We start from the raw sequence: 13738 nt of genomic DNA on the forward strand, positions 1-13738 counted from the left end.
GCACGCAGCCATGCGCGTGCGGACACCACGCCCAGATTGAGCGCGAGGATGCCCTATGGCCCAGCATGCCACTGACAATATCGAAATGATGCCCGATAGCCCTGTTGCTCGCGAGGACCTGGGCGCGGGCGGCACCTCCCGCGGCGCCGGCGCTCGCTCGCCGCTGTTCTGGAAAGTCCTGCTGCTTTCGGTGGCAGTCGTCTGGGGCTACTCCTTTACGACCATGAAGGACGCGCTCGACACCATTCCGGTGTTCGAACTGCTCTACGTGCGCTTTCTGCCTGCGGCGTTGGTCATGTTTTTCATCTTCCACAAGCGCATCATCGCGCACCTCAACGCCCGCAACCTTATCGTCGGACTTGGCATGGGCGCACTTATGTGGGCCGCCTACGCCCTGCAGACAGTCGGTCTGGCGCACACCACGGCGGGCAAGAATGCTTTTTTGACGGGCACGTATTGCATCGTTGTGCCGTTCGCGAGCTATTTTCTGAGCGGCGAAAAACTCACCCGCTATAACCTGGGCGCGGCGCTGCTGTGCTTGGCGGGCATTGGCTTGGTGGCGCTCGATAGCGTTGAATTCAACATCGGTGATGTCATTACGCTGGCGGGTGCGGTCTTTTTCGCCATCCAGATGGCGGTGACTGCCAAGTACGGTCGCAAAATGGACATCAACGTCATCACGTTTTGGATGTTTGTGGGCAACGGCGTGCTGAGCCTGGCAACGTCGCTGCTATTCGAGACCCAAGCGCCTCTGTCCGTGTGGACGCCGAGCTTTATCAGCGCGATGGTGTTTCTCTCGGTTGGTTGCACATGCGCGGCTCTGCTCATCCAAAACGTCGGCTTGGCGCATGTCTCGGCCTCGACGGGCTCACTGCTCCTTTCGATGGAGTCGCCTTCGGGCGTGCTGTTCTCGGTGCTGCTGATGGGGGAGGCGCTCACCTCGCGCCTGCTCGCCGGCTTCGCGCTCATCTTTCTTTCGATTATCTTGAGCGAGACGCATTTCGATTTCTTGCGCCGAAAATCACACCCGCAATTGTAAACAACTTGTTGCGCCGCCCTCCCAGGGCGGCATTTTTATGTCATGCCCTTACAGTTGTACCTTGCACTTTACGCTATCAAAGTGCGTGCTGCAAAAACGTTACTGGAGGGCTTCTATGGCATCAGCTCTGTCCGATTTTCAACCGCAACCAGCGCCCCAGGCCACCGCGGCGGCGCAGGCCGCTATCGGTGACGGTCTTGTCGCAGAAGCTCAGGCTTTTGCAGACGAGCTCGCTGCATGGCGACACGATCTACACCAGATGCCCGAGCTGGGTAACAATCTTCCGCAGACGTCTGCCTATATCCAGGCACGTCTGGACGAGATGGACATCCCCCATACCACGCTAGTCGACGGTTCCTGCGTCGTTGGCCTGATCGGTGCCGGTGCGGCCGCTCAGGGCAATGGCACGTGCAAGGACGAGCAGGCCGGAACGGTCGTCATGCTCCGAGGCGATATGGATGCCCTTCCCGTTGTCGAGGAATCCGGCGAGCCCTTTGCATCCACCAATGGCTGCATGCATGCTTGCGGTCACGATATGCACGCGACGGCCCTGCTTGGTGCGGCGCGCCTGCTCAAGGCCCGCGAGGCCGAGCTTGTGGAGGCCAACGCTACCGTCAAGTTGCTGTTCCAGCCGGGCGAGGAGACCTTTGAGGGAGCACGCGCTGCCATCGCCGACGGCTTGCTCGAGAACCCGCGCCCTCAGGCGGCCTTTGCCATGCATGTCAACAGCCAGTCGCCGCTTGGCCTGGTGCTCTACGGCAGCCCGGCGCTCTCGGGTGTGTACGGTTTCCGCATCACGCTCCAGGGCAAGGGCGGCCACGGTTCCAGCCCCGAGATCTGCATCGACCCCATCACGGCCGGCGTCCACGTGCACCTGGCGCTCCAGGAGCTTATCTCCCGCGAGGTGCCGGCGGCCAAGGAAGTCGCACTTACCGTTGGTAAGTTCGCCGGCGGCTTGGCGGCCAACGTCATCCCCGACACCTGCGTGCTCGAGGGAACGCTGCGCGGCTTTGATGTTGAGCTCATGGCTCACCTAAAGACCCGCATCGCGGAGGTCGTTAACGGCGTTGCTACGACCTATCGTACGCCGGCGACCATCGAGACGCTTTCGGATGTTCCGCCGCTTGTACTCGACAGCGATATGACTCAGGCGTCGCTTGGCTACGTGGGCGCAGTGCTGCCCAAGACGGCTTTCTTGCCGCTTTTCCATGCCATGGCGAGTGAGGACTTCGCGCTTATCTCGAGCAAGATCCCAAGTGCGTACTTTACCGTGGGCGCGGCCGTAACCGACACGGACGAACACTTTGCCCAGCACCATCCCAAGGCACGTTTTAACGATGCCGAGCTGCCGCTCGGTGCCGCGGCCTATACCGCCGTCGCTTTGGGCTATATCGCCGACCACCGGTAGCACCCAACCTTGCCTTTCAAGCCTGCGGGCATGGCCGACCTGGGTAAGGTCACGGGCACCATCACCTCGCTTGAGATGGTCGGCGGCACCGTAGGCGCCATTGTCTCGGGTGTGTTGTTCGATGTCACGGGCTCCTTTGCGAGCACCTGGATCGTGTGCCTGATGTGCTCCGTGGTTATGCTTGTGTTCCTGTTGGCGTCCGAGCCCATCGCGGCTAAGCTGCGCGCGAGCGTGGCGGGGGAGTAGACGTCCGTCGCTCTTTTCTGTTCGCCCCGTTCTGTCCGTGGTTGCCCTGGAAGCCGAATGGATGCTCGTACCATCATTCGGTTTTCAAGGCGGCCACGGGCCTACGAATGATCCGTTTTCCTCCGTCCCTAACAGATCATGTGACCCGAAGGGGTCGGAGGAAAGCGGATCGGCTGTCGCGGCGGCGCGTCTGGCCGAACGAGTCCCCATACCCTCGTTCGGTCAGACGCGCCGCCGCTGTTTGCGTTTGTGCCGTATAATGACCATTACCTATGACGCGATACAAAAGAAAGGTGTTTGCCCATGCAGGCACAGAAGGCGGAGGGAACCCGCGACCTTATCGGCGCCGAGATGCGCGCCTGGCAAAAGATGCAGCAGATTGCGGCCGGCGTGTTCGAGCCGTTTGGTTTTAAACCCATCGAGACGCCCGCGATCGAGCAGGTGGACGTGTTTGTCCACGGTATCGGCCAGTCGACCGACGTCGTGCGCAAGGAAATGTTCCGCGTGTTCAGCGGTGCCAACCTGGAGCGCGTCTTTACCGAGGGCACCGACACCAAACTCAAGCCCAAGCAGCGCCTGGCACTTCGCCCCGAGGGCACGGCCGGCGTGGTGCGCGCCGTCGTCGAGAACAATCTGGTGCCCCAGGGCTCCACGCCGTTTAAGGCGTACTACGCCGAGGCCATGTTCCGTGGCGAGCGTCCCCAGAAGGGCCGCCTGCGCCAGTTCCACCAGGTGGGCATAGAGTGGCTCGGCGCTCCCGATCCGGCGGCAGACGCCGAGTGCATCATCATGCTCATGGAGTTCTACAAGCGCTTGGGCTTCGATCTTTCCAAGCTTCGTCTGCTTATCAACTCGATGGGCGATGCCCAATGCCGTCCGGCCTATCGCGAGCAGGTTAAGCAGTTCATTCTCGACCATGCCGATGAGATGTGCGACGAGTGCCGTGAGCGCGCCGAGCTCAACCCGCTGCGTGCCTTCGACTGCAAGAACGACCATTGCCGCGAGATCATGGCCGAGGCCCCGCTGGTGGGTGACAACCTGTGCGACGAGTGCCGCGAGCACTACGAGCAGGTCAAGCGCTATCTGGATGCCGCCGGTATCGAGTATGTCGAGGATCCCACCTTGGTGCGCGGCCTGGACTACTACACCCGTACCGTCTTTGAGGTCGAGGCTCCCGGTGCCGGTGTCGGCTCCATCGGCGGCGGCGGCCGCTACGATGGCCTGGTCGAGCTCGAGGGTGGCAAGCCCACGGCGGGCGTCGGCTTCGCTGTCGGTTTTGAGCGTGCGCTGCTGGCCCTTCAGGCCTTTGGTAACGACTTGGGTGCCGATGAGGCCCCGTGCGTCTATGTCGCCAACGCCGGCAAGGAGCTGCGCCAGAACGTCTTTACCATTACGCAGGAGCTTCGCGCCGCAGGTATCGTGACCGAGGCCGACTACCAGGGCCGTTCGCTCAAGGCCCAGTTTAAGCAGGCCGACAAGGTGGGCGCCAAGCTCATCCTGGTCCTGGGTGGCGACGAGCTTGCCGCCGGCAAGGTCAAGGTGCGCGACATGCAGAGTCACGACGAGGTTCTCGTCGATTTGGCCAACGTGGTCGAGGCGGTTCGCGAGCGCCTGTAGCGCATGATTTTTGAGCTGTAGTGCCGCTGAGGTGCCCAGCTCATTGCGAGCGATTGTTACGGGGGTGTTTCGCTTTTATGCGGAATGCCCCCATTTACGTATGCCGCCCACCGAGAAATACGACCATTTAGGGCAAAAACCCTTGCAATGCAGAAAATACTTTTGTGTGGTAAAGCGCAATCAGCGCCGAAAGTTTTTGCCGAGTGCCTATAATGAATACCGCATGTTACGTGCATAGAAGGAGGAATGGGAGGAAACGTGGCTGAGAACCTAAGCAACCAGTCTGTACCCGAAGCCGCGGCGCGCGTCGCTGCCGTGGTCAACCGCCTCGTTAACCGAATCGGCTCGAATGCCGAGTCCAGGGAGCGTCTCGCCGAGATCGAGATCCCCGAGGAGCTGCGCGACAACTTGGCGCTGTTCCTGCGCCTGGAGCGCCGTGTGCTTAGCGAGTATGATCCCGAGATCGCGGACCTGTTCGACAAGATCCTGACGGCCGAGATTGTGGCCAATGCCGGAAACCCCGGCGCCCGTGCTGCCGACGAGGCCGTCGACGAGCAGGGCGTGCCCACCGCCGACGAGCCCACCGCCGTGGCATTCCGTGAGGTCGTCGATCTGATCGACAGTCTGCCGCTCGATAAGCAGCAGGTCATCGTTCGCGCCTTTACGAGCTTCTTCCACCTGGCAAACCTGTCGGAGGAGAACTACCGTGTGGCGCAGCTGCGCGAGCGCGAGGCCGGCGCATCGACCGATACCGAGGTCGATCCCGCCAACGAGCTCACCGTCGCCTATCACCAGTTGGTAAACGAGATGGGTGTCGAGGGCGCCAACGAGCTGCTCGGCAAGCTCGAGTTCCACCCTGTCTTTACCGCACATCCCACCGAGGCCCGTCGTAAGGCCGTCGAGGGCAAGATTCGCCGTATCTCCAACCTGCTGGAGGAGCGTCCGCGCCTGGGCGGCTCCGACCTGGTGGAGAACGAGCGCCATATGCTGCAGGAGATCGACGCTCTGGTGCGTACGAGCCCCATCGCGCTCAAGAAGCCCACGCCGGTCGAGGAAGCCGATACCATCATCGACATCTTCGATAACACACTGTTCGATGTGATCCCCGTCATCTACCGTCGTTTTGACGACTGGGTGCTGGGCGACAAGGCCGGTACCGTGCCGCCGCTGTGCCCGGCGTTCTTCCATCCCGGCAGCTGGATCGGTTCCGACCGCGACGGCAACCCCAACGTTACCGCCAAGGTGAGCCGCGAGGTCGCCGCCAAGTACTTCACGCACATGGTGCTCAAGCTCGAGGACAAGTGCCGCCGCATCGGCCGCAACCTTACGCTCGAGGCCGCCTACAGCAAGCCGTCGGCAGAGCTCATGAACCTGTGGAACCATCAGGTCGAGATGAGCCCTCGTTACACGGCCCGCGCCGAGCTGATTTCCGAGCACGAGCCGCATCGCGCCGTCATGCTCGTCATGGCCGACCGTCTGAACGCCACCGTGCGCCGTATCACCGATACCATGTACCACAGCGCCGATGAGTTCCTGGAGGACCTGCGTGTCGTCCAGCGCTCGCTGGCCGCTTGCGGTGCCGTCCGTGCTGCCTACGGCCCGGTCCAGACCATCATCTGGCAGGTCGAGTCCTTCGGCTTCCATATGGTCGAGATGGAGTTCCGTCAGCACTCCGTGGTGCACGCCCGCGCCCTCAAGGATATCCACGAGAACGGTATCCATGGCGACCTGCAGCCTATGACGCGCGAGGTCATCGACACCTTCCGCGCTATCGGTTCCATCCAAAAGCGCTACGGCAAGAAGATGGCGCACCGCTACATCATCTCGTTCACCAAGAGCGCCCAGCATGTGGCCGACGTCTTTGAGCTTGCCCACCTGTCCTTTGCGCATGAGGAGGATGTCCCCGAGCTCGACGTGATCCCGCTGTTCGAGCAGCTCGAGGACCTCGAGGGCTGCGTCGACGTGCTCGACCAGATGCTTACGCTGCCCGTGGTGCAAAAGCGCCTTGCCCAGACCAACCGTCGCATGGAGGTCATGCTGGGCTATTCCGACTCCTCCAAGGATGCCGGTCCTACCACGGCTATGCTCGCGCTGCACTCCGCACAGGAGCGTATTGCCAAGTGGGCCGAGAAGAACGATATCGATCTGGTGCTCATGCACGGTCGCGGCGGTGCCGTGGGCCGTGGTGGCGGCCCGGCCAACAAGGCCGTGCTGGCGCAGCCCAAGGGTTCGGTCAACTGCTTCTTCAAGCTCACCGAGCAGGGCGAGGTCATCTTTGCCCGTTACGGCAACCGCACGCTGGCTCAGCGCCATGTTGAGTCCGTTGCCGCCGCAACGCTTTTGCAGTCGGCCCCGAGTGTCGAGAAAACCAACACCGAGACCACGCAGAAGTTCTGGGATATGGCGGAGAAGCTCAACGCAGTAAGCCATGAGCGCTATCTGGACCTGCTGAACACCGAGGACTTTACACCGTGGTTCTCGACCGTGACGCCGCTGACCGAGGTCGGTCTGCTGCCGATCGGCTCGCGCCCGGCCAAGCGCGGTCTGGGTGCCAAGTCGCTCGACGACCTGCGTACCATTCCGTGGATCTTCAGCTGGAGCCAGGCGCGCATCAATCTGGCCGCTTGGTACGGCCTGGGCACCGCCTGCGAGCAGTTGGGCGATCTTGACCAGCTCAAGGCTGCCTACCAGGAGTGGCCGTTCTTCCGCACCTTTATCGACAACATCGAGATGTCGATCGCCAAGACCGACCAGCGCATCGCCAAGATGTATCTGCACCTGGGCGATCGCCAGGATCTGTCCGAGAAGGTCTTTACCGAGATGCAGCTCACGCGTAAGTGGGTTCTTGCCATCGTCGGTGACGAATGGCCGCTGCAGCGCCGCCGTGTGCTCGGCTGCGCCGTCCGTGTGCGTAATCCCTACGTCGACGCCCTGTCCATCGCCCAGGTTCGCGCCCTTCGCGAGGTGCGTATGAACCAGGACGAGATGGCCGAGGAGAAGAAGGCCGAGTACATGAGCCTGATTCTTTCGACTGTGACCGGCGTCTCGGCAGGATTGCAAAACACGGGGTAATCGATAGCCCTGTGGCTCTCACCGGGACCCGAAGGGTTTCCCTCTGAATGCGTCCTCGCACTTGAAGCCCCCTTATCCTGCTCCTTCGGAGCTGTGGATAGGGGGGCTTCGTGCTGCGGAATGCATTCAGAGGGAAACCCATCGGGCCCCTTCGTCCTCGGTCTTCTGGGATTAAAGCTGAAGGGAATAAGGCGCGCTTCGCGCATAGCGTGGAGTGCGGCGAGGGCTTCTTGCGTCCTGCGGAGTGTGCCTAAAAGTAAACTAATGGCGGGCCCTGCGATGTCCGGTCTTCGGCGGATCAGCCGCTGGGTGAGGGTGGTGCTTGGGGCGACGTGCAAAAAACGGAGTTTTCAGCAGCCAAAGATTGGTGCATAAGGCTATGGGTGACGTTCGCGGCTCCTGTTGATGCTTTTGCATGACGATTGGGCTTTGTCGATGTTCATATATGGCTGGTTTCTCGCCGCATGCCATCCAGATGGGACGAGCCATGAGGACTATCTACCTTTTGAAAGACTTTTGGCACCAAAATCTTATCCCGCGATGCTGAATACTCGCAAAAATGCACGCTCCGGAGGGCACTACCCTGTTACGGCTAGAAATCCATGCGCCATTTTATGCAATTAATTAACGCATTTATGCAAAATGGCTTACGTGCGCACGTCTCGGGCTAGATGTTTGCCTCGGCGCTGTGTAAATCATCCTGTCTATAGTGTCTTTGACAGGCGGCCGCGGTCCCGTTTGGGGTCGCGGCCGTTTTGTTGTGGGTCAAATATGAACGTTGTGTTAATGAGTCGGTGGACGGTGGTGTTTTTCGGTGAGCGGCGTATCCTTCCAACGGTTTATCTAGTGTGTCAGTTGAAAAGGAAGAGGGCGCTCGTCATTGTTTGAATGTGAACTGCCGTTTGACCACAAGACGTTGCATCTGGAGCTCGAGGATAAGAACTTCGCGGGTGTGATGGAAGGTCATCAAAACGAGTTTAAGACCACGAAATCGCAGGAAGAGCTGGTAGAGGAGTCACTTGCCAACCCTTATGGCTCGCCTTCGCTCGAGGAGCTTTGTGCTGGCAAGAGAGATATCGTCATTATTAGCTCCGATCATACGCGCCCCGTTCCCTCGCGTGTGACGATGCCTATTCTGCTGCATCACATCCATTCCGCTGCACCCGAGGCTCGCGTGCGTATTTTGGTTGCTACGGGTATGCACCGTCCGTCGACGCACGAGGAACTCGTCAACAAGTATGGCGAGGAGATTGTTGCCAACGAGGAAATCGTTATGCACGTCGCGACTGACGACAGCATGATGAAAAAGATTGGCACCCTGCCTTCCGGTGGCGAGTGCATCATCAACAAGATTGCCGCCGATTGCGATCTGCTGCTTGCCGAGGGCTTTATTGAGCCGCACTTCTTTGCCGGTTTCTCTGGTAGCCGCAAGTCCGTCCTGCCTGGCATCGCCAGCTACAAGACCATCATGTACAACCACAACGGCCAGTTTGTGAATGATTCCCACTCGCGTGCCGGCAACCTGTGCCACAACCACGTGAGCGAGGACATGTTTGCTGCCGCCGAGATGGCTCACCTTGCCTTTGTGCTTAACGTGGTGCTCAACGGCAAGCACGAGGTCATCGGCTCCTTTGCCGGCGATATCCACAAGGCGCACGAGGCCGGCTGCGAGTTCGTGAAGAGCCTTGCCGGCGTTGAGCCCGTCGAGTGCGAGATTGCCATCACCACCAACGGCGGCTACCCGCTCGACCAGAACATCTACCAGGCTGTGAAGGGCATGTGCTCTGCCGAGGCCACGCTTCCCGAGGGCGGCGTGATTATCGATGTCGCCGGTTGTGCCGACGGTCACGGTGGCGAGGGCTTCTATCACAACATCGCCGACAACGATCCTGCGGAGTTTGAGCGCGCCTGCATCGACCGTCCTAAGGACGAGGCCCTGCCCGACCAGTGGACGAGCCAGATCTTTGCCCGCATCCTGGCGCATCACCCTGTGATCATGGTTACCGACCTGTGCGATCACCGGATGATCAAGGATATGCACATGACGCCGGTCAACACCCTCGATGAGGCGCTCAAGCTCGCCTTTGAGATGAAGGGTGCCGATGCCAAGGTTGCCGTTATTCCCGATGGCCTGGGCGTTGTCGTCGCGCAGCACTAGCACGCGGCCTAAACGAATCGTTTTTAACCGACAAGAAAGATAAGGTTTTATGCTTACCAAACTCCTCTGCGAATTCGGCGCAACTGCACTCATGATCATCTTTGGCGTGGGCGTGCACTGCGATACGGTGCTCAAGGGCACCAAGTATCAGGGCTCCGGCCACATGTTTGCCATCACCACTTGGTCTTTTGGCATCTCGGTCTGCCTGTTTGTCTTTGGCGGTGCCGTGTGCATGAACCCCGCCATGGTGCTTGCCCAGTGCATCGTCGGCCTGGTGCCGTGGAGCAGCTGCATCCCCTTCATGATTGCCGATATGCTCGGCGGCTTTGTGGGCGCCGTAATCGCTTGGCTTATGTATGCCGATGAGTTCAAGGCTTCCGATGGTGTCGTCGACCCCATTGCCCAGCGCAACATCTTCTCGACCAACCCCACCACCGAGGGCACGAACTATGCTCGTAACTTCTTCTGCGAGGCTATCTGCACCTTTGTGTTCATCAGCGCCATCCTTGCTGCCGCTAACCGCGCCGGCGAGAACGTTCTGATGCTCGCTATCTGCGTCGGCTTGATCGTTTGGGCTGTTGGCATGGGCATGGGCGGCATCACCGGCTTCGCCATGAACCAGGCACGTGACCTTGGTCCTCGCATGGCCTATCAGGTGCTGCCGATCAAGAACAAGGCTGACAACAACTGGAAGTACGGCCTGCTTGTTCCTGGCATCGCTCCGTTTGTCGGTGCCGCTCTGGCCGCACTGTTTGTGCATGGTTTCTTGGGCATGTTCTAGTCTGAGGCTACATAGTTGTCCGCTGGTCGCATGGGGTAACTTCCCAGCGCGTCCTCGGACATGCAAAAAGGCTCGCTGCGCACTTCGTGCGGCGAGCCTTTTTGCGTCCTGCGGAATGCGCTGGGAAGTTACCCCATGCGACCAGCTGCGGGAATTTAGTCGCGTTGGAACAAGCAACCCAACATATTAATCTGAATTTGGATGGGAGGGGCTTGTTGCTGATAGGGGCGCTGGGCTGTTGTTGACACTTTGGGATGCGTGGCGCCTTGGGGTGGGGCGGTGCCTTGAGATGGGGGTTGCGCTTTGGGGCTGAGCGGGTACTTAGTTGAAGAGGGGCGCTATGGCTGAGAGGTAGTTTTTGGCTACGTCGGCTTTGTTGGCTTCGAAGTTGTGCCAGGCCCACCATTGGACCATTCCTACGAAGCTTGAGGCTATGTGGTGGAGGAGGAAGCTGCGGTCCATGGTGCCGGCGGGCCCTTGGGGGCCGTTGGGGACGGTTTCGGCTGCTCGTGACATGATGGTCTTGCGTAAGCAGTCGGCGAAGACGCGTGAGCCGGCGCCGGCTACGAGGGCGCGTACACCCTGACGGCGCTCCCAGAGGTTGTTGAGGATATGTTCGACCTGTACGAGTGGGTCATCGAGGGGCGTACCGTCATCATCGAGAGCGTGGGTGCAGATGTCGCTCACGAGTTCGGACAGTAGGTCATCTTTGCTCTTGAAGAGGCCATAGAACGTGGCCCGACCCACATGGGCGCGAGCGATGATGTCGCCGACGGTGATCTTGCCGTAGTCTTCCTCGCGAAGGAGCTCGGAGAATGCTGCAACGATGGCGGCGCGGCTTTTTGCCTTGCGGGCATCCATGGCTATGCGTCCGCGTGAACGAGCAGGCAGCGGAGCGTACCGGAGCAACCCTCGTAGGGGCGCTTACCGGCGCCGTAGCCGACGGCCTCGATGCGGTAGCGGGCCGGCAGGTGCTCGGACGTGCGCAGTGCGGCAACGATGGCGGCGCCCGTGGGCGTCACGAGCTCGCCGGCGACCGGTGCGGGCGTGAGGGCGATATTGCCCGCCTGGCACAGGTTGACGACAGCGGGGACGGGAATGGGCATAAGGCCGTGGGCACAGCGGATGGTGCCGTGGCCCTCGGAAAGCGACTCAACCACGATGTCCTCGATGCCCAGGTCATCGAGGCAGATGGCGACAGAGCAGACGTCGACGATGGAGTCGACGGCGCCCACCTCGTGGAACATGACGGTCTCGGGCGTTTTGCCGTGAGCCTTGGCCTCGGCGGCGGCGAGCGCGGTAAAGATGGCGAGCGCGCGACGCTTGGCGCCATCGCTTAGCTGCGAGCCATCGATGATGGCGGTGACATCCGCCAAAGAACGGTGGTGATGGTGGTGGGCGTGATGGTGACCCTCGTGGCCATGACCGTGGGCCTCATGGTCATGCTCGTGGCAGTGCTCGTGTTCATGCTCGCCATGATCATGATGGTGGTGCTCATGCTCGTGCATGTGCTCGGCAGGCGCTTCGTTGCCGTAGAGCCAGGCCATGTCGTGGTCGTGGTTCTCGAGCTCCTCTGCCAGCTGAACGTCAAAGTCGCAGGCGTCGATGCCATGCTTGTTTGCGCGTGTAACGGCAATCTCAAAGCCGTCGACCGGCAGCGTGGCGAGCTGCTCGCGCAGATGCTTCTCGCTGGCGCCCAGGTCGAGCAGGGCCGCGACGGTCATATCGCCGCTGATGCCCGAGGTGCCGTCGATGATAAGCGTGTGGTGATGGTTGGACATGAAATGCTCCTTAGCGGGCGCAGGACGTGCCGGCGCTCAGATGATTGATAAGACTTGCCTGGTAGGCGGCACCAAAGCCGTTATCGATATTGACGACCGAAACGCCGCTGGCACAGGAGTTGAGCATGGCGAGCAGCGCGGCAACGCCGCCAAAGTTCGCGCCATAGCCCACGCTGGTGGGGACGGCGATGACCGGACAGCTCACAAGGCCTCCGATGACGCTCGCCAGGGCGCCTTCCATGCCGGCGATGGCGATGACCACCTGCGCCTGGGCAAGTTCCTCAGCATGAGCGAGCAGGCGGTGCAGGCCGGCGACACCCACGTCGTAGAGGCGATCGACCTCGTTGCCGTAGAACTCGGCCGTCAACGCGGCTTCCTCGGCAACGGGCAGGTCGCTCGTGCCGGCGCAGGCGACGACGATGCGTCCGTTGCCGTTGGGGGAGGGCTTGCCACCCACCAGGGCGAGCTGGGCGTCCGGGACATATCCCAGGTCGATGCCGTTGCCGAGGAGCTCCGAGGTGCAGGCTGCCTTTTCGTCGTCCAGGCGCGTGACCAGGATGCGCTCCTGGCCGGCATCGAGTAATGCTTTGATAATGGCGGCAATTTGCTCGGCGGTTTTACCGGCACCGTAGACAACTTCGCCGGCTCCCTGGCGCACCCCGCGCGAAAGGTCGAGCTGCGCAAAGCCCAAATCGGCGGTCGGAGCCGTCTGGATGCGCGTGAGGGCGTCGGCAGGGGTGACTGCTCCGCCGGCAACATCGCTCAGCAATTGCTCAAGATCTCGCTTATCCATATATGTTCCCTTCGACGGCGCAAAGTCTAGCACTCAAAGGGTATGTTTCCGAACACTAGGACAAAATTGTTCGGAAACTATAGGACAGACTGAATCAATTGTTAGACGGATTGGCTAGTCGCGCAGGATGATGTCCATGGCGAGCATCAGATTGCGCTCGTCGATGGCAAACGGGGCGGCCTCGCGCGTCTTGGGCTTGGCACAAAACGCGATGCCCGTGCCCGCGGCCTGAATCATGGGGATGTCGTTGGCACCGTCGCCAATCGCGACGGTGTGGGCCATATCGACGCCGCACTCAACTGCCCAGTCCAGCAGCTGGATGAGCTTGGACTCCTTGGTCACAATGTCGGCAGCCAACTTACCGGTGAGCTTGCCGTCCACGACCTCCAGACGATTGGCCAGGCAGAAGTCGATACCCGCGGCAGCCACGATCTTGTCAGCGACCTCGTGGAAACCGCCGCTCACCACGCCGACCTTCCAGCCCTTGCTGTGCGCCGAGCGCACAAGCTCCAACGCGCCGGGGGTAAATGTCACGCGCTCAAAGGTGCGCTCGAACACGCTCTCGTCCAGGCCGGCGAGCAGCCCCACGCGCTCCTCGAGCGCCTGCTTAAAGTCGAGCTCGCCGCGCATGGCGCGTTCGGTGATCTGTGCCACCTGCTCGCCCACGCCGGCCTCTTCGCCCAACAGGTCGATGACCTCCTGGTTGATGAGCGTGGAGTCGATATCCATAACGATGAGGCGTGCAGTCATGGCGGGCCTTTCCGAGTGCTGCTTTATTGGGGCATATTGTCGCACGTGACGAGCGCGGGCGGGTGCCGCGGCGCGTCAATTGTTTCGTCTCCG

Annotated in this window: 11 protein-coding genes; 7 read left to right on the top strand and 4 right to left on the bottom strand. The window is 60.9% G+C overall.

The features are described from left to right. Positions 1-55: 55 nt before the first annotated feature. The 7 genes from DW925_RS01400 (at position 56) to larD (ending at position 10321) form a co-directional block, all read left to right on the top strand. Entirely contained in the window at positions 56-1039 is a 984-nt protein-coding gene (locus DW925_RS01400) for a DMT family transporter (RefSeq protein WP_117790209.1), read from the top strand. Between the two features lie 115 nt (positions 1040-1154). After that, on the top strand, positions 1155-2447 hold the full coding sequence (locus tag DW925_RS01405) for a M20 family metallopeptidase (RefSeq protein ID WP_117790210.1): 1293 nt from the start codon (positions 1155-1157) through the stop codon (positions 2445-2447). 9 nt (positions 2448-2456) lie between these two features. Continuing rightward, the gene (locus tag DW925_RS01410; RefSeq protein ID WP_199577017.1) at positions 2457-2693 is read left to right on the top strand and encodes a hypothetical protein; all 237 of its coding nucleotides are present in this window, start codon (positions 2457-2459) and stop codon (positions 2691-2693) included. 303 nt (positions 2694-2996) lie between these two features. After that, a complete protein-coding gene (gene hisS, locus DW925_RS01415) occupies positions 2997-4310 on the top strand; it encodes a histidine--tRNA ligase (protein WP_117790211.1) in 1314 nt (437 codons plus the stop codon). Between the two features lie 258 nt (positions 4311-4568). Next, positions 4569-7382, top strand: a complete 2814-nt coding sequence (locus DW925_RS01420; protein WP_369831893.1) for a phosphoenolpyruvate carboxylase — start codon at positions 4569-4571, stop codon at positions 7380-7382. Positions 7383-8262: 880 nt separating this feature from the next. Then, positions 8263-9540 (top strand): nickel-dependent lactate racemase, encoded by a 1278-nt coding sequence (gene larA, locus DW925_RS01425; protein ID WP_117790213.1) that lies wholly within the window; start codon positions 8263-8265, stop codon positions 9538-9540. 49 nt (positions 9541-9589) lie between these two features. Beyond that, the gene (gene larD / locus DW925_RS01430) at positions 9590-10321 is read left to right on the top strand and encodes a D/L-lactic acid transporter LarD (protein ID WP_117790214.1); all 732 of its coding nucleotides are present in this window, start codon (positions 9590-9592) and stop codon (positions 10319-10321) included. 321 nt (positions 10322-10642) lie between these two features. On the opposite strand, the gene DW925_RS01435 is transcribed toward larD, so the two are convergent. From DW925_RS01435 to serB, 4 genes are all read right to left on the bottom strand, one after another. After that, positions 10643-11182: a TetR/AcrR family transcriptional regulator gene (locus tag DW925_RS01435; RefSeq protein WP_117790215.1), complete on the bottom strand. Its 540-nt coding sequence runs from the start codon at positions 11180-11182 to the stop codon at positions 10643-10645. A gap of 2 nt (positions 11183-11184) precedes the next feature. Next, a complete protein-coding gene (locus tag DW925_RS01440; protein WP_117790216.1) occupies positions 11185-12102 on the bottom strand; it encodes a LarC family nickel insertion protein in 918 nt (305 codons plus the stop codon). A gap of 10 nt (positions 12103-12112) precedes the next feature. Continuing rightward, positions 12113-12895 (bottom strand): nickel pincer cofactor biosynthesis protein LarB, encoded by a 783-nt coding sequence (gene larB, locus DW925_RS01445; RefSeq protein ID WP_117790217.1) that lies wholly within the window; start codon positions 12893-12895, stop codon positions 12113-12115. A gap of 114 nt (positions 12896-13009) precedes the next feature. After that, positions 13010-13645, bottom strand: coding sequence for a phosphoserine phosphatase SerB (gene serB, locus DW925_RS01450; protein WP_117563673.1), 636 nt, complete (start codon positions 13643-13645; stop codon positions 13010-13012). Between the last annotated feature and the right edge of the window lie 93 nt (positions 13646-13738).

The sequence above is a fragment of the Collinsella sp. AM43-1 genome (assembly GCF_003467925.1).
Classification (GTDB): domain Bacteria; phylum Actinomycetota; class Coriobacteriia; order Coriobacteriales; family Coriobacteriaceae; genus Collinsella.